Below are 17,428 nucleotides of genomic sequence, written 5' to 3'. Positions count from 1 at the left end.
GATCTTTTGAAGCCCTATTTTGGAGCGGTCTTTTACACTACCTTATTTGGAGAAAACTCATGAAACTTTTTGTTGGAAACTTACCAAAAGAATATACCGAGGACGACCTCTTGCAGCTCTTGACTGAATTTGGATCCCCTAAAAACCCTAAGATTATCAAAGATCGCGAAACTGGGCAGTCTAGAGGCTTTGGCTTTGTTGAGCTGGAGTCAAAGGAAGAAGGAGCAGCCGCAATTGAGAATCTCAATGGAAAAGAAATTGGCGGTCGCGCTCTCACAGTTAGTGAAGCCCGTGAGCAAAGCGGTGGCGGACGTGGTGGTCCACCAAGACGCGGCGGTGGAGGATTTCGCCACTAGGCTTTGTCCCCACTGGATAAATATTGTCATTTTGGTTACACTCGCGCAAACGACTAAACTCTATAAAAAATTTTCTATTTTCTGAAAACGGGGTTACAATGCGCGAACCGATCAAGAAGTCTGTCAAGGAAGCCATCCAAGCCATTCAGACTTTAGCTTCTGAAGAAGGACTGGAGTTTCTTGAAAAGCTTTCCTGGATGATTATCGACACCTATCGGCAAGGCGGCAAGCTTCTTATTGCCGGCAATGGAGGAAGCTTATGTGATGCCATGCACTTTGCTGAGGAAATGACTGGTTTCTTTAGGGCAAAACGGCAAGCTTTACCTGCCATTGCCCTTTCTGATCCAGGCCATATGAGTTGTGTTGCCAACGACTTATCCTTTGATGATATCTTTGCTAGAGGTGTTCAAGCCCATGGGAAAAAAGGAGACCTCTTTATTGCTCTGACCACGAGTGGAAATTCTGAAAATCTTCTTCGAGCAGTAGAAGCGAGTCAAAAAAAGGGGGTCAAAACGGTTGCTTTTCTGGGGAAAACAGGGGGTAAGATGAAAGGCCTTTGTGACTTAGAATGGATCGTTTCTGGATTCAAATATTCTGACCGCATTCAAGAAGCACACATGGCTGCGATTCATATCGTAATTGAAATGGTTGAAGCAGAGCTTATGCAACATGCAGAAGAAATTGATCTCGAACCAGCGGGAGCCCACTAAGTCTATGACGGTTCAACTTGAATCTTATATCACCGACCATATTGAGGGACGGAGAAAGTCCTCCTTGGTGCGAGGTGTACTGCATGGATTGAGCAAGCTTTTCAAGTTTGGAGTGAGCCTCCGAAACTTGGCCTTTGATTGCCACCTGCTGAAAGAGTCAAAAGTTGATATACCTGTGATAAGTATTGGGAACATCATTGCAGGAGGGACGGGAAAAACTGCTTTGATTCAAAAGCTTGGAAAGGATCTTTCCCGAGATAAACGAGTATCTGTGTTACTTCGAGGATATCGCTCAGAAATCGAAAAGGTCGGAGGGAGCTTCCATTTAATCGACCGGTCTCGCATCACTCCGAAGGTGTGTGGTGATGAGGCCTTCTTGCTTTGGAAGACCTTACCCGAGCTCACACTATTTGTTGGAAAAGATAGGCGACTCAATGCCCAGCGGGCAGCCTATCATGAAGCAGAGCTTGTTTTGCTAGATGATGGGATGCAATATCGACGCCTTCATCGCGATCTTGAAATAGTCATGCTCCATGCAGATGATCTCTATGGAAAGGGGTTTTATCTTCCTCGTGGATATTTAAGGGATTCACCTAAACGACTGAAGGAAGCTGATTTCGTGATTATCAATCACGTTCGAGACCAAAACCATTTTGAAGAGCTCAAGAAAGAAGTCGAACAGCAAACTTCAGCATCCTTGATTGGAATGCAGATGGTTCCTGACGCGATTGAAGGGGAAAACGGAGAAGTTTGGAATGATGTTCAAGGGAAACGGGCTGCAGTTTTTTGTGGGCTTGGAAAACCGAAGTCATTCTTAAAAACCATTGAGCAGATGGGAATTGACATTGCAGAAACACTCATTCTTCCCGATCATATCCCCCCCACGCGGCGCCAACTTGTCGATCTTGCTATTTTGGCAGAAGAGAAAGGGTGTGAATTTCTTTTGTGTTCAGAAAAAGATTGGGTGAAACTTCCCAACCCCATGAAACTTTCTCTTCCAATTGCCTGTGTGAAAGCGTCTTTGCAGGTTGTGTCTCAAGCTGAAAATTACAATCAACTGCTCAAACAGATTTTAACCCTAACCGAAGAGGCATCTTCATGAAGCCGTGGATTAAAATTCTCATCGGACTTGTGTTAGGGGTTATTGCGGGACTTGTTTTAGGACACCAAGTTGACTTTCTAGAGAGAATTGGAAAGGCCTTTATCGATCTTCTCAAGATGCTTGTTGGCCTGATCGTTTTTTCTTCACTTGTCACAGGAATGTGTCACATTAGTGATCCCAAAAAATTAGGCCGGATTGGAATCCGCACCGTTCTCTTTTATGCTGGAACAACGGTCCTTTCTATTACCTTTGGGCTATTAATGGTCTTTCTAATGAAGCCAGGAACTGGACTAAGTCTTCCTCTTCCTCCCCAATCAGGAGCTTCTATGCAAGGCCTTGGGATCATGGACTTTTTATTTGCGATTGTTCCGTCGAATCCTTTCGCAGCTTTTGCTGAGGGGAACGTGTTGCAGATCATCGTCTTTGCGATCTTCTTTGCCTTTGCGATCACCCTTTCAGGTGAGAAAGGAAAAGTGGTCTTAGGTTTCTTAGAATCGGTCTGCGAAGTGATGTATTCACTTACACACTTTATCATGAAACTCGCTCCATATGGAGTCTTTGCCCTCATTGCAACGGCAGTCGGATCTGTTGGGATCAAAGTGATTTTGCCCCTCCTGAAGTTTTTGTTATGTAACTACATTGCTTGCATTCTCCAAATTTTCATTGTTTTTGCTCTTTCCTTGAAGTATTTGGCAAAACTGAAAATCGGTCCATTTTTCAAAGGAATGAAAGATGCGATTGTTCTTGCTTTTACAACAAGTAGTAGCTCTGCAACCCTCCCTGTATCTCTTGAATGCGCCCGCTACCACTTGGGAATTTCTCCAGACATCTCGGGATTTGTCCTTTCTCTTGGATCGACCATCAACATGAATGGAGCTGCGATTGGTCAGGCCATTTCAGCAATCTTTATTGCTCAAGCTTACGGAATTGCCATTACATGGGTGAAAATTGCCATCCTTATTTTTGTCTCACTTGTCTCTGCAATTGGTGCTGCAGGAATTCCAGGAACTGGAATCGTGATGCTATCTGTTGTTCTCAACGCGATGGGCCTTCCTTTAGAGGGGATTGCACTTGTTGCAGGAGTGGATCGTTTAAGAGAAATGGTTTCTGCGGTTGTCAATATCTTAGGAGATGCTGTTGCGGCAGTCTTTATTGCAAAGCAAGAAAAACAAATTGATGAGAAACAGTACCATGCTGTGACATGGTTGGAATAGGAAATAGGTTCAATGGAAGAAGAAGTTGAAGTCAAACTCCCAAAGCTCGGAGAAAGCATTGTCAGTGCAACCATTGTCCAATGGTTTAAAAAAGAAGGCGATGTAGTCAAACTCGATGAGCCTCTTCTCGAAGTTTCAACAGACAAAGTCAACAGTGAAATTCCCTCGCCTGTTTCCGGGAGAATTAAAGCCATTCATGCTGCACCTGATGAGGAACTTGATGTTGGAGCTCTCATTGCGACAATCACCACCGCTGAAATCACCTCTGCAGCACCTGAACCTAAGCAGCCCGAGAAGGCCGAAGAAGTTGCTGCAAGTCCAACCGGCCCTTCCATGAAGAGTTTTTTCACTCCGGTCGTTTTGAAAATTGCGCGAGAAAAAGGAGTGAATCTCGAGGAACTTGCCAATATCCCGGCTACAGGTGCAGGAGGACGTCTCTCGAAAAGAGATTTAGAGAAATACTTGTCGCAAAAAGGACAAAAGCCAGCGCCAGCAGTCAGCTCCACTGAGCAAATTGAGCGGATGAAGATGACCGGCATGCGCAAAATGATTGCTGAAAACATGGTTCGCTCCTTCTACGAAGCTCCGCATGCGACGCTTGTCAATGAAGTGGATATCACGAAAGTGATCAAATACATTGCGCGAGAAAAAGAAAGCTTCCTCAAAAAGCATGGTTATAAACTATCGATCACAAGCTTCATTGCCAAAGCCATAGCAAGCGCTGTGAAAGAGTTTCCTCTCATCAACTCTTCTCTAGAAGATGACACAATTGTCGTGAAACGTTTCGTCAACTTGGGAATAGCTGTAAGTGTCGAGCAAGGGATCCTCGTTCCTGTGATTCAAAATTGTCAAGGACGTACCATTCCAGACATTGCGAAGGAAGTGGCTGACCTATCCCAAAAAGCGCGTTCAAACCGTCTTGATCCGAATCAAGTGAAGGAAGGAACGATTACAATGACCAACTTTGGAATGTCAGGAACTCTTATCGGAGTGCCGATCATTCGTTTTCCTGAAGTAGCAATCGTTGGAGTGGGCGCCATTCAAAAGAAAGTGATTGCGCTTGACGACGACACCATGGCAATTCGCTCCATGCTACACCTTTCTCTCACATTTGATCACCGTGTGATTGATGGGATGTATGGCTGTGGATTTTTAGCAGCAGTGAAACAGCATCTTGAACAAGACATTGCGCTCTAAGAGTTACTCTTAAATCAGCAACAGAGAAGACTTGCGACACTTATAAAAAAGGCTCCTTCGAAACGAAGGAGCCTCAAAATTAAGCAGCTCCCACAGCTGATCCAATAGAAAAGATCGCCCTTCCATCTAAAAACGATGTCGTGAAATCCAGCGAAGGCAAGTTTTGCTTTAACTCTTCAAGCACGTTGACGCATGAACTCCAAGTAGATTCCTCAGGTGAAACCTTTAATTGAGGCTCTTTGTTTGTGTAATGTTTAATCACATCAAAAGACTTGCTATCAAATTCCATAGAGTCTTCTTTACTTACAAGGCTCTGCAGAAATCCAACCCCAAGTGCTAAAAAAGTCTTAGGATCGACTTCTTCTAAAATTGAGATTTTTTCATTTAAAAAGCTCATATCAGGAAAAACTGTTTGATAATAATGGGCAATCCCCGCAGCTGTTTCAGCAAAGGTGTGAAAATCTCCTAAGTCATAAGTCGCACAAAGAATGCCACCAGTTTGGACCAGTTCTGATTCCCCAAGTTGAGTTTGATTCACTTCAAGCACAAAGCGTTGTGCAGCAAGAGTGAGTGGAGCTGATCCGGATGTATGCGCACGCATGGGAATTCCATGTGAGAGCCCCTTTGCAACATAGGAATCAAAAGTAAACAAACGAGAAGGTAATCCTTCTTTCTCTTCTTCTTGATTGTGTAGTTTTTCTTGGGTTCCCATAGGGATTTCAAATGCGATTGGAGCTTGACTGTTTTTGGCATCATCTGCTGAACGATTAGGGAACTCTTTTGCTCCTAAAGCCGGAATGAGAAAACCCGAGCCTCTAAAATCTCCGACAAGAGCTTTGATTCGCTCAGAGGGTTCATGTGTATTTTTGATCCATGAAGGTCCAATTGCGCGGTAGCCAATCGCTGTAAAAAGTGTATCTAAGTCCGCAGCATATTGTGCAAAATTTTTATCGAAATCTTGAACCTCATCAAAATGAGAAAGGTTCTGAATTAAGACTTCGAGTTTTGCAAGTCTCTCCTCTCGATCAGGAGTATATTTCCAAGAAAAATCTGAACGAGCATCTGGAACTCCTTCTAATAAGAAATCTAGATCTTCTACATCTAGCTGGTATTTTTCAATTAAGCGGCCGAGTGCTCGAAAGTTTTCCTTCACAAGAACTTTTGTCTCAGCAGAAGGATTGGCTAGAGAGAACTTCGCCAATTCACGTGAAGCCTGAGAAGCTTTTTTCAGATCTTCCAAGGCTAGCTTTTGGGTTGAGGTACTCTCATGAGCTCCGTAATATTGAACGACCTCTGAATTTTCCAATCTGAGACCCGATCCTTGAGAATCAGTCTGTTTTTGGTATAACTCATTAACTGATAAGTATTGACTTGTTTGACTTGAGTCACTAGTAGTGGTGCTTAAGTTATTAGTAGCTAATTGCCCATGTTTTGAGACATTCAACGACATTTTTCTTCCCCATTCCTTTTCTTTTTTTAATACTTGTTAAGATCGGCTTTACTTTTTTAAAGACGTTCTTAATGAATTAATATTCAATTGTTTATGTAAAAATCTACTGTTGGATGAATATCTGGGAAGGTATTTTGACTTGAAAGACTTATTTTATAAGTCGTTGATAAATAGTGATATGCACTACTAGTCTTAATTGACATGTGTTCTCCCCTTAACTTTCCATCATTAAAAGAAATTATATCATATTAAATAATTAAATAGAATTATTTATTAACTCTAAAAGAATATTTATGTTATTATATAACAATAAGATGGTTTTCTAATTCAGACAGAGTAAACCCTTTGCTTCGAATCGAGGGATGATTACAAATAACGTAAGGAAAAAAGGAATGGGGAGAAAAAAATGAGCATAGCGTCACTTGCTTTGCATGCCGGGAACACTCTATTTGAGGTTGGGTATGCTGTCTCTGAAGTAACACAAACACAAGTTATCGTCACAGCAGTTGCATTAACAGCGATTGCAGCGATTTCTTTCTGTGTATCTTCTTCAAGTCAAACAATTTCAAATAAACATGCTGAAAGTTTAGCACTTCCCATAACTCCGCCTGAAGATCAGATTGAAGTATTAACTCCTGAAGAAGCTAAAGAGGCCGTTGAGAATGAGCTAAAAGGAGTGATTGAGTCGGTGACTGTTTATGATCTAAACAAACTTGATGAAGAGCCACCTATTCGAGATAAAATAAAAGAGTATAATTTGCAGCTGAGGCAGCATGAAGCTTTATCGATTCGTTTAGACAATCTTTTAAATTTACATGCTGGGAATCCGGCAATGTTAACAGCTATCCGAGAAAAAGCTGCAGTTGTACGAGATGAATATAACCTAATTTCTGCTGAAAAAATTATGTATGTCAAAGAAAATGTCAGCAAAGATAACCAAGTCTACGCACTTGCAAATCCTAGGAGGCTAGGTCCTGGATTGGAAGTGTATTCAGCTCAAACTCCAGAGAAAGTCAAACGTATGCTTTTTGAAGAAGGATTTCAAAATTATGCCGTAGGTAATACCTCGAAAGCAACGGGCTATGCATGGGGGTTTCAAGATGAAGTTGATGAGATGGGTGATGTAGGAGATTACTATTCTCTTGGTGCTCCGACCTATTTAACACAAGATAAGGTAGCAGTGAAATGTCGCACCAAAGGCACATTGATAGGTGCATCCATTATGTCAATTACAGAGCTGAAAGCAGTAGGTTTCACGGCAGATCAAATTGAGCAAGGTTACAAACGTATCCAAAATGACTTTCCCTTTTTGCAAAATGATGGTCTTCCTCCTAAGGACTCAGAAGTTGTTTTCTTACGCCCAGAGGGTTACTTAGAGCCTGTCGAGCTTTTAGAAGGTGATTCTGGATATGCTATTAATTGGAGAGGGTCTTTTCAGAGCTATTATGATCGCCATCATGATAGCCAAAAAGCTCCGGGACTTCATCCAACATGGACTTCTATGCCTGCTGTTCAGCTCAATGCCCAAAATGAAAAGAAGTCTAGTCACGAAAATCAAAAGGGCAATTGGTGGGGCAATGATGGATGGAATCAGAGTTCACAAAGTGGCAATGGCTGGCAGAATAGCGGTTGGAATCAGAACTCACAAAACAGTAATGGGTGGAACGAAAATAGGTGGAACCAGAGCTCGCAAAGTGGCAATAGCTGGCAGAATAGCGGCTGGAATCAAGGCTCACAACACAGTAATTGGTGGCACAATGGTGACTAAAAAGCATGCGAGAATCGACTAAGGCAGGTTCATTTACCCTTTGGGGGATGAATATCCTGGCTGGCCATCAAAATCATACAGATGTTCTGTTTTGATGATGTCCCATCGTCCTTTTATGAGGCTTTTCAGTAAGTCTAGGAGATCTTCTAGGGTGCAGACTCCTTCATGCATGAAACGGACGCGCCATTGGTCAATGCAAAAAGTTTCAGGCATTCCTCCAGGATAGACACGTGCTCCTCGATTGCTAATCATTTCAAGGTTGAATTCACCATACGACTCAGATGTCATATTTTTTTCAAATTCTTCGAGCGTCAAATTGGAGTAGATGTAGACATCGATGCCAACTAATTTTCGCTTTACATTGATGGGGGTGCGTTCAAACTTTGGCTCTTTTTCACTTTTAGACTCGCCATAAGAGACAGCTTTGAGCTCAGCAGGCTTTTGCCCTAAGTTACCCGCAACCGCGTCGGCAAACTCTTTTGTTCCTACTTTTTGTTTGCTCACACCATCTTTGAAAATGTCATAGGTGTGGACACCATCTTCGATTGTTTTCAGCCAAGCATTATGAACAGCTTCAGCCTCGTTTTTTAGCCCGACGTGGAGAAGAAGTAAAACAGAAGCAAGCATGAGAGCTGAAGGGTTGGCCACATTTTGTCCAGCACGTCTTGGGGCTGAGCCGTGAATTGCCTCAAACATCGCGCCATGGTCTCCAATATTTGCTGATCCTACAAGACCGACTGATCCGGCAATTTGGGCACCCACATCAGATAAGATGTCGCCGTAAAGGTTGGGCATCACCACGACATCAAAAAGCTCGGGGGTATCAGCAAGCTTTGCAGCTCCGATGTCGACAATCCAGTGATCACTCTCAATGTTGGGGTAATCTTTTGCGACGCGGTTAAAAACCGCGTGGAATAGCCCATCGGAAAGCTTCATGATATTATCTTTCACAAAGCAGGTCACCTTCTTCCGATTGTTGCGCTTAGCATATTCGAAGGCATAGCGGATGATTTTTTCGGATCCCGGTTCGGAAATCAGTTTGATCGATTCACAGACCTCAGGGGATTGGCGGTATTCGATTCCTGAATAGAGGTCTTCCTCATTCTCACGAACGATCACCACATCCATTTCGGGATGCTTTGTTGCCACAAAAGGATGATAGGAGACACAAGGGCGCACATTCGCATAGAGCCCTAGAGTTGTCCGAATCGTCACGTTCAGACTTTTGAAGCCACCTCCTTGAGGTGTCGTGATCGGGGCTTTGAGAAAGGCTTTTGTTTGACGGATCGTCTCCCATGTCGAATCTTCAATCCCTGTGGGATGTCCCGCGAGATAAACCTTTTCACCGATTTCGACCTCACGGTAGTCAAGTGCTGCACCAGAAGCATCCAAGACCTGCAGTGTTGCATCCATAATTTCTGGACCGATTCCATCGCCTCGCGCGATTGTGATAGGAACTTTTTGATTCACGATTCGACTCCTTGCTATATTAATCTCATAATTATACCATTCAAGTCTTGAGATCAAGAGGAATGCGATGTTAAAGGAACTCTTTGAAGAGTACCAGCTCAATTTGAACCATTTTTTCGATCGAATCGACACCAAAAAAGCAGAAGAAATCTTTCAGGAGTTTAAGAGCTGCAAGGGTAAGTTAATCTTTACCGGAGTTGGAAAAAGTGGAATCATTGCTGAAAAACTCTCAACGACGATGATTTCAACCGGAACGACTTCCCTTTATCTTCCTCCCATGAATGCCCTGCATGGCGACATCGGCATTGTCGGCAAAGACGACCTGCTGATTTGTATTAGCAAAAGTGGGGAAAGCGAAGAGCTTCTCAACTTGATCCCTTTTGTCAAAGAAAGGGGAGCCAAAGCCATTGCCTGGATGTCCAACCCTCAGTGCAGGTTGCTTGAAGCATGCCATCTTGGCATCCATCTTCCGTTTGTCAAAGAGCTGTGCCCTTTTGACTTAGCTCCTACGACATCCACAGCAGTTCAGTTGATTTTTGGAGATGTCTTGACGATGGCCCTGATGAAAGCCAAGCGCTTTAGTTTGGATGAGTATGCCCTAAACCATCCAGCTGGAAATATCGGAAAAAAAGTCACTGTCCGTGTGCATGACCTTATGCTCAAGGACCAGCGATTGCCCATCTGTCATCCCAATCAACCTTTACGGGAAGGGATCATCGAGCTTACCAACAAGCGGTGTGGTTGCCTCCTCATTACTGATGATAAAGGAAAACTCAAGGGAATTTTTACCGATGGAGACTTGCGCCGCTGCATTCAAAAAGATCCAACAGGGGTTTTAGAAAAGCCGATGCAAGAGCTCATGATGCCAAGCTTTTTCTCAATCAGTGAAAACTTGCTTGCTTGGGAAGCCTTAACGCTCATGCAACAAAATCCCGAAAGGCGAGTGATGATGCTGCCTGTCCTAGAAAATCAGAAGCTAGTGGGCCTGCTTCATATGCACGATATCATCCAAGCTGGAATCAGCTAGACATCTTTTATTTGTGACAGTGCTTCAAACGTTTTTTTCGAAAAGTAAGGAAGCAAAAAGTGTTTGCCGTCTTCAAGCTGCATACGAATGCCGTAAAATCCTTTACGCTGCACAAAATGAAATGTCTTGATTTGGTCGATGGGGAAAACAATCGCCCCTTTTTTTGCATGGGTAAAACAAAGACCGTCTTTTTCAAGTGACAAGGAGTGGGGAGTTGTTTCTAAGCGAATGATCCGTCGATAGGGGATCATTCCCGCGGAAATGAGCACAAAACTCAAGGCAAACCCCCAAAGTCCCCACCTTTCAAGAGCTGAAGTTTTAAGAAAAACTCCCATATAAAACAGAAGAACAAACCCTGGTAAGACAAAAAGTAAACTGCATCGAATCAGGTACCTTTTTAGATTAGGTTTAATCGATGAGTAGAACGTTTCCATGCAATGCTTTACAAAATTGGTTGTCATTTATTGGAAGAAGGCGATACTCTTAGCTACAAGGTGTGGTCGACGCCATGTCGTCTTGTCTATGAGGTGGTAAATTTGGAAATCTTTACATTTTCGCACAACTTCTTAATCACTATTTTTTGTATTGGTTATCTTGCCATCATTCTTGAATTCATCATTCGAGTCAACAAAACAGCTGTTGCACTTCTTCTAGCCGTCTTGTGTTGGCTCATTTATTTTGTTGGGGATCCCCAACCTCTTGAGACAAGTTTGGCTTATTTAGGCACCCATTTAAGTGATGTTTCCCAAATTCTTTTCTTTCTTTTGGGTGCGATGACACTTGTCGAACTCATCGACTCACACAAAGGGTTTAATACTTTTATTCATTACCTGCATACCCGATCTAAACGGAAAATGCTGTGGGTGATTTGTTTTATTTCCTTTTTTCTGTCTGCCGTGCTCGATAACTTGACCACGACGATTTTGATGATTTCGATTTTGCGTAAGCTCATCCCGCACCGGAACGAACGTTTTCTCTATTCTTGTATGGTCATTGTTGCTGCAAACGCTGGAGGTGCTTGGACTCCGATTGGAGATGTCACCACGACCATGCTTTGGATTGGAGGGCAAATCACGACGACTAAAGTCATTGGTGAAATTTTCTTTCCCAGCTTAGTTTCGTTACTTTTCCCTTTGCTCGTTTACACCTTTTGCGTGAAAGGAAAGTTCCCCAAATCTGAAATTGATTTTCGTGATGAACCGCTTGAGCCAGGGGCTCATCTCGTTTTTTATTGCGGGATCATTTTGTTTCTATTTGTTCCATTTTTCAAGTGGCTCACAGGCATGCCCCCCTTTATGGGCATGCTCATTTCACTCTCTATCATGTGGCTTATCACTGACATCATGCATCACAAACACGAACAACGGAAACACCTTCGTGTTCCCTTTATTTTGACGAAGATTGATGTCTCAAGTATCCTCTTCTTTTTAGGAATCCTGCTCAGTGTCAATGCTCTTGAATCGACAGGGCTCCTCGAGTCGGCTGCCATGGCGATGGATAAGTACCTCAAAAATGAAGCCATCATTGCAACAATCATTGGAATTGTCTCAGCTATTATTGATAACGTGCCCCTCGTTGCCGCGACAATGGGTATGTACGATATGCAAACCGTTCCAGTTGACTCTCCATTATGGCTCATGATTGCCTATGCTGCGGGAACAGGTGGAAGTATTCTCGTGATGGGGTCATCAGCAGGCGTTGCTCTCATGGGACTCGAAAAAGTCGACTTCTTCTCCTACTTCAAAAAGATCAGCTTTCCCGTATTCATCGGGTACATTCTCGGAATGCTCTTCTATGTCTACCTTTTTTAGGGAGTATCATTAATTACGCTATGTTGTCTTAGACCTTCTTAAGGGAAATTTCGGCGTTGATCTACTTCGACAACCCGCTTGCCTGCATCGATCGCCTTGCATTTTCCTCATAAGAGGACCTCTTCCAACTTACTTAAATTAACAATGCTTCCTAGAAAAATGCATATTGTTTTTTATTATTAAATTTTTTAATTAAAAAAGTTGAACTGAATCGCGTTTTTATATATATTTTTTCCCGTTTCAAGACAATTAAAAAAAGAAGGTAGGAAATGTCAGTAGAATTAGATTCAGCAATCGATGGAGCAGAAACTTTTGCTCAAATTGAAGAGCTTCTTCAAGATGCAGAAGCGAATTGGGTGATTGTCGATTCGATTTGGCAAGGAAGGCAAGTCACGTCCCCAAATCATCCTGGATTTATCGATCTAATGGTACTATCGAAAAGAGTTGTTCACCAATTCGAACAAAAAGGATGCCCTTTTGAAGAGGCTCAGACCTTGAAAACTCTCTGTGGGAAGATCTCACTTTGGCATGAAGAAACCGCTTTTCAAATGTTGCAGTCTGTGACTGGAATAGCAAGTAAAGATGAGTTTCTACACTTATTCATGGATTTGCAGCCAGAGCTCGAGGGTCTTTCAGAAGAGGAAGCCATTCAACTACTTGTTGATCGAGAGATTTTTGATGCAAAACAGATGCCTGCATTTTTCGAAGACATAAAATTATACGGAGAAGCAGGTATTTATAACTGTGAACTTTTTAATGAAGATGATGACCCTTCGCTTTGGCTGACAGAGGCAGCATGGGAATATCGGTTTCCAGGAGTTGAAATGCCAAACAGTCGAGGTGATGTCATTTTTCATTTTAATGGTGAAAAACAAGTCTCCTTTTTGGTTTTTGATCGCCCTCAAATTGAAGCAGCAAAAGCTCAAGTCGAAGCGCTAGATCGCCTGGGCGCTTAAAAAATAAGGAGGCTTTTGCCTCCTTTCTCTGTTTACTCGCTTGACTAGAGCTTTCTTTGAGGTATAAGAGAAAAAAATCTAGTGATGCGATGGTCCGTTGGTTTCTAAGTTTAAATTCGGGAGTGCAAACTCTAATTGCGGCAGCCCTGGGGATTTGCGTTGGCCTATTATTTGGAGACTTTGCGTCTTACCTCATGCCTATTGGGTCTCTCTATGTCATGTCACTTGAAATGGTCGTCCTGCCATATATTGTCTTTGGGATCATTTATAGTATTGGGTTGTTTTCCAAGAGAGGTTGGCAGCTCCTGTTGAAAAAAATCTGGAAGCCATTTTTGGTGATCTGGATTTTAAGCCTTGTTCTCATCATGATTTTTGTGAATCTGATCCCCCAGACTCAAAGGCAATTTATTACACCAACTTCATCAGAGCCGGGCGGTTTTGTGCAGCACATCTTGAGTTATTTTGTGCCGGAGAACCCCTTTTATGCTCTGACGTTCAATTTCATTCCTGCTGTCACCATCTTTTCTATCATTATGGGAGTGACTTTGATAAGGATGGAAAAAAAAGAGAAGGTACTGGATGTTTTATCTGTTGGAGTGAAGGGCATTTTAAAGATATTCAATTGGTTGACCCGACTCGCTCCAGTGGGAACTTTTGCCCTGATTGCATCGACTGTTGGAACTCTTACGGTCGACCAATTTAATGAGATTCAATTTTATCTGATTTCTTACGTCATTTTTGCACTCCTGACTGTTTTTGTCGTGTTACCCCTATTTTTGAAATTCTTAGTTCCAATCAAGTATCGTGAAATCTTCTCAACACTTCGAACAGGACTTATTGTTTGCTTCGCTACAGGAATCTCTGTGATCGCGATCCCTTTCATTCAACGTGCAGCACAAGAGTTTTACGAAAGACAAAAAGAAAATCACAAAGAGCCAAAAGACTTTGAATCGATTCCTTTGATTTCGTATTCCTTTGCTCAAATCGGGAACGTCATCGTCATCTTGTTTGTGTTCTTTGCGGGACACTTCTATCACGCGCCTCTTACGAAGGCGCAATTTTATCTCGCTCCAATCGTAGGTTGGATTGCCTCTTTTGGATCTCCAACAACCACAATTTTGGCGGTAAAGTTTTTTGCGACGCAATGGCATATTTCACAAGACGCAACAAGTTTGTATGTTCAGTTAATGCCTCTCACGAGAAACTTTCAAACTTTAGCCAGTGTGATGTGCATGTTTACTCTCACATTTATTGGTTTCTTCTCACTTAAAGAGCATAGAAAAAAGAATCGTGGGAGACTTTTGTGTCTATGCTTGATTATCCCCGCTGCCTTTTTACTCTCTTTTCCTATCAGTAAGTTAAACCTCATTCACATTAAAGGAAGGCCTTACTCCTATTGGGTAACAGATGTCGACCAAACTGTTACAGTGTATCCTCAAGTTGCCTATTTGTCGCGTAAGCAGGCTTATCAAACGCTTCCTGAGAGCCCTAAAATGAGCGATTTATTGAGTCGGATTAAAGCAACAGGAATTCTGCGCGTCGGTTACAACCCAAAAGTGATGCCTTTTGTGTATTGGAATGATCAAAATCAACTGGCAGGGTTTGATGTCGCTTTTGTTTATACCCTTGCTCACATTCTCAATGTGAGCATTGAATTTATCCCCTACGAGTGGAGAACCCTTGAGTCTGATCTAGAAAACAATCTATTTGATATAGCGGTTGGCGCAATCTTTATGACTCATACTCGATTGGTCAATGCCACGATGTCAAAACCCTATCTTTCCACAAGCTTTGTTTTAGTCGTCCCTAGAGAAGATGAAGCAGACTTCACAGACTATACACGATTGAAAAAAGAAGAAGATTTAACGATCGGGATTATTGAAGATCCAACGTGGAAAAATCTTGCTCAATTTCATTTTCCTAAAGCGCGGATTGTAGAATTTGGGTCTATAGAAGACTACTTTGAAAAGGGGAAGAACAAAGTGAATGCATTCATGTGGACTGATGAAACGGCGATTGCATGGCCGACAAAGTATCCAGACTATGCGGTTGTGGAAACGACTCCATCTTTGGGCAAAGAGTTTTTTGCCTATGCATTTAATATGGATGCAGATCGATTGGTGACTTTTGTGAACTATTGGATTGATATCTTACGGTTAAAAGACATTTTTTCTAGACAGTATAAGATATGGGTTCTTGGAAATCCTCCCTATGAGCCGAAGGCAAGATGGTCAGCCATAACAGCCATTTTCCCTGAGCTAAGGTATCAGGCGGACAAAATAAACCAGCAGTTCTATGAAAAAGAGATGATGAAGGAACCTTTCCCATCATCCAATTTGTGATTCAGTAAGGTTTTTTAAGCCACAAAAGGAAGGGTTGAAGCGCTTGAAAAAGCGCGTCAAAAAAGGATTTAGCGGCAAAAAAGAGAGACTTTTTTTCCATTTTTTTCATTTTAATGAACTTTCAAAACAGGTCTGAGAAGCACTTCTGAAGCTGTTTTTCTCTAGGAAGCTTTGGAAAAAATTTATTTTATTTTAAATTTCGTTGCGCGAAAATTACTGGTGTTGTATCTTGTTAGATTCTTTCTTGAAAAAAACTCGAGAAAGAGAGAGTGGCACCCTGAGTGCTGCAGCGCTATTTTGACAGTAAAAGTGAAGTGACAAGCATAAGGTTTGTCGCGTATATTTGAACACTTGTTTTATATACGCTCTTATCAATTCATCCGAGGCTATGACCTCGGAAATTCAAAGATTAGATTCTATTTATTGAGAATTTGATCCTGGTTCAGATTGAATGCTGACGGCGTGGATGAGGCATGCAAGTCGAACGAAGTAGTAACTTGTTACTACTTAGTGGCGAAAGGGTTAGTAATACATGAGTAACTTACCTCTTACCTGGGGATAACGGTTGGAAACGACCGCTAATACCGAATGAGGAGAGCTGGGGTAGCCCGGTTTCTTCAAAGTTGGGGATTCTGCAAAGAACCTTGCGGTAGGAGAGAGGCTCATGGGATATCAGCTTGTTGGTGTGGTAAAGGCGCACCAAGGCTAAGACGTCTAGGCGGGCTGAGAGGTTGACCGCCAACACTGGGACTGAGACACTGCCCAGACTCCTACGGGAGGCTGCAGTCGAGAATCATTCGCAATGGGCGAAAGCCTGACGATGCGACGCCGTGTGAACGATGAAGGCCTTCGGGTTGTAAAGTTCTTTCGCCAAGGAACAAGAGAAGGTAACGAATAATTACCTAATTTGAGGGTACTTGGTAAAGAAGCACCGGCTAACTCCGTGCCAGCAGCTGCGGTAATACGGAGGGTGCAAGCATTAATCGGATTTACTGGGTGTAAAGAGCGCGTAGGCGGGTAGGCAAGTCAGATGTGAAATTCCGGAGCTCAACTCCGGAGCTGCATTTGAAACTACTTATCTTGAGGGTGGACGGAGAAAACGGAATTCCACGTGTAGCGGTGAAATGCGTAGATATGTGGAAGAACACCGGTGGCGAAGGCGGTTTTCTAGTTCATTCCTGACGCTGAGGCGCGAGAGCAAGGGGAGCAAACAGGATTAGATACCCTGGTAGTCCTTGCTGTAAACGATGCATACTTGGTGTAGTTGGTCTCAACCCCGACTGTGCCGTAGCTAACGCGTTAAGTATGCCACCTGGGGAGTACGCTCGCAAGGGTGAAACTCAAAAGAATTGACGGGGGCCCGCACAAGCAGTGGAGCATGTGGTTTAATTCGATGCAACGCGAAGAACCTTACCCAGGCTTGACATTTAGAGGACCGCATCAGAGATGATGTTTCCCGCAAGGGCCTCTTGACAGGTGCTGCATGGCTGTCGTCAGCTCGTGCCGTGAGGTGTTGGGTTAAGTCCCGCAACGAGCGCAACCCTTGTCGCTAGTTACCAACACGTAATGGTGGGGACTCTAGCGAGACTGCCTAGGTTAACTAGGAGGAAGGTGAGGATGACGTCAAGTCCGCATGGCCTTTATGTCTGGGGCTACACACGTGCTACAATGGTCGGTACAGAAGGCAGCGAAGCCGAAAGGTGAAGCAAATCCCAAAAGCCGATCCCAGTTCGGATTGAAGTCTGCAACTCGACTTCATGAAGTTGGAATTGCTAGTAATGACGTGTCAGCAATAACGTCGTGAATACGTTCCCGGGCCTTGTACACACCGCCCGTCACATCATGGAAGTTGGTCTTACCCGAAGTCGCCGACTCAACCGCAAGGAGAGAGACGCCGAAGGTAGGGCTGATGACTGGGATGAAGTCGTAACAAGGTAGCCGTACCGGAAGGTGCGGCTGGATCACCTCCTTTATGGACAAGATAGCAAAGAGCCTTGAGCTTTTTGCCAATCTAGGTTGAGCAAA

13 protein-coding genes and 1 rRNA gene are annotated in these 17,428 nt (G+C 43.2%); 11 read left to right on the top strand and 3 right to left on the bottom strand.

Going from position 1 to position 17,428, the window contains the following annotated elements:
• The first annotated feature begins 59 nt into the window (after nucleotides 1-59).
• The 5 genes from ACOOFG_RS10325 (at nucleotide 60) to ACOOFG_RS10305 (ending at nucleotide 4,579) form a co-directional block, all read left to right on the top strand.
• Nucleotides 60-356 carry an RNA recognition motif domain-containing protein gene (locus tag ACOOFG_RS10325; RefSeq protein WP_420421389.1) on the top strand — a complete coding sequence of 99 codons (297 nt, stop codon included), beginning with the start codon at nucleotides 60-62 and terminating at the stop codon, nucleotides 354-356.
• A gap of 98 nt (nucleotides 357-454) precedes the next feature.
• Entirely contained in the window at nucleotides 455-1,066 is a 612-nt protein-coding gene (locus tag ACOOFG_RS10320) for a D-sedoheptulose-7-phosphate isomerase (RefSeq protein ID WP_420421388.1), read from the top strand.
• Between the two features lie 4 nt (nucleotides 1,067-1,070).
• A complete protein-coding gene (gene lpxK / locus ACOOFG_RS10315) occupies nucleotides 1,071-2,168 on the top strand; it encodes a tetraacyldisaccharide 4'-kinase (RefSeq protein ID WP_420421387.1) in 1,098 nt (365 codons plus the stop codon).
• On the top strand, nucleotides 2,165-3,382 hold the full coding sequence (locus tag ACOOFG_RS10310; RefSeq protein WP_420421386.1) for a dicarboxylate/amino acid:cation symporter: 1,218 nt from the start codon (nucleotides 2,165-2,167) through the stop codon (nucleotides 3,380-3,382). Before lpxK ends, ACOOFG_RS10310 begins: the two co-directional genes overlap by 4 nt.
• Before the next feature lie 12 nt (nucleotides 3,383-3,394).
• Nucleotides 3,395-4,579 carry a dihydrolipoamide acetyltransferase family protein gene (locus ACOOFG_RS10305; protein ID WP_420421385.1) on the top strand — a complete coding sequence of 395 codons (1,185 nt, stop codon included), beginning with the start codon at nucleotides 3,395-3,397 and terminating at the stop codon, nucleotides 4,577-4,579.
• A 79-nt stretch (nucleotides 4,580-4,658) separates the two neighbouring features.
• On the opposite strand, the gene ACOOFG_RS10300 is transcribed toward ACOOFG_RS10305, so the two are convergent.
• The gene (locus ACOOFG_RS10300; protein WP_420421384.1) at nucleotides 4,659-6,029 is read right to left on the bottom strand and encodes a hypothetical protein; all 1,371 of its coding nucleotides are present in this window, start codon (nucleotides 6,027-6,029) and stop codon (nucleotides 4,659-4,661) included.
• A 406-nt stretch (nucleotides 6,030-6,435) separates the two neighbouring features.
• On the opposite strand from ACOOFG_RS10300, the gene ACOOFG_RS10295 reads away from it, so the two are divergent.
• Nucleotides 6,436-7,797 carry a hypothetical protein gene (locus ACOOFG_RS10295; RefSeq protein ID WP_420421383.1) on the top strand — a complete coding sequence of 454 codons (1,362 nt, stop codon included), beginning with the start codon at nucleotides 6,436-6,438 and terminating at the stop codon, nucleotides 7,795-7,797.
• A 33-nt stretch (nucleotides 7,798-7,830) separates the two neighbouring features.
• Here the strand turns inward: ACOOFG_RS10295 and ACOOFG_RS10290 are convergent, their stop codons facing one another.
• Complete coding sequence (locus tag ACOOFG_RS10290; RefSeq protein WP_420421382.1) at nucleotides 7,831-9,267, bottom strand: NADP-dependent isocitrate dehydrogenase; 1,437 nt, start codon at nucleotides 9,265-9,267, stop codon at nucleotides 7,831-7,833.
• A 67-nt stretch (nucleotides 9,268-9,334) separates the two neighbouring features.
• Between ACOOFG_RS10290 and ACOOFG_RS10285 the strand changes: the two genes are divergently transcribed.
• Nucleotides 9,335-10,294: a KpsF/GutQ family sugar-phosphate isomerase gene (locus tag ACOOFG_RS10285; RefSeq protein WP_420421381.1), complete on the top strand. Its 960-nt coding sequence runs from the start codon at nucleotides 9,335-9,337 to the stop codon at nucleotides 10,292-10,294.
• Here ACOOFG_RS10285 and ACOOFG_RS10280 read toward each other — a convergent pair.
• Nucleotides 10,291-10,728 (bottom strand): hypothetical protein, encoded by a 438-nt coding sequence (locus ACOOFG_RS10280; RefSeq protein WP_420421380.1) that lies wholly within the window; start codon nucleotides 10,726-10,728, stop codon nucleotides 10,291-10,293. The two genes, ACOOFG_RS10285 and ACOOFG_RS10280, sit on opposite strands and share 4 nt — an antisense overlap.
• A 3-nt stretch (nucleotides 10,729-10,731) precedes the next feature.
• Between ACOOFG_RS10280 and nhaD the strand changes: the two genes are divergently transcribed.
• From nhaD to ACOOFG_RS10260, 4 genes are all read left to right on the top strand, one after another.
• Complete coding sequence (nhaD, locus tag ACOOFG_RS10275; protein ID WP_420421379.1) at nucleotides 10,732-12,105, top strand: sodium:proton antiporter NhaD; 1,374 nt, start codon at nucleotides 10,732-10,734, stop codon at nucleotides 12,103-12,105.
• Nucleotides 12,106-12,374: 269 nt separating this feature from the next.
• Entirely contained in the window at nucleotides 12,375-13,061 is a 687-nt protein-coding gene (locus tag ACOOFG_RS10270; protein WP_420421378.1) for a hypothetical protein, read from the top strand.
• Nucleotides 13,062-13,150: 89 nt separating this feature from the next.
• A complete protein-coding gene (locus ACOOFG_RS10265; protein WP_420421377.1) occupies nucleotides 13,151-15,403 on the top strand; it encodes a cation:dicarboxylate symporter family transporter in 2,253 nt (750 codons plus the stop codon).
• Between the two features lie 419 nt (nucleotides 15,404-15,822).
• Nucleotides 15,823-17,375 (top strand): 16S ribosomal RNA (locus tag ACOOFG_RS10260).
• Nucleotides 17,376-17,428: the final 53 nt, after the last annotated feature.

Origin of the sequence: Simkania sp., assembly GCF_965215465.1 — a bacterium.
Classification (GTDB): Bacteria; Chlamydiota; Chlamydiia; order Chlamydiales; family Simkaniaceae; genus Simkania.
Note: the sequence above shows the minus strand (reverse complement) of the source record. Positions and strands in the feature narration are given on the sequence as shown.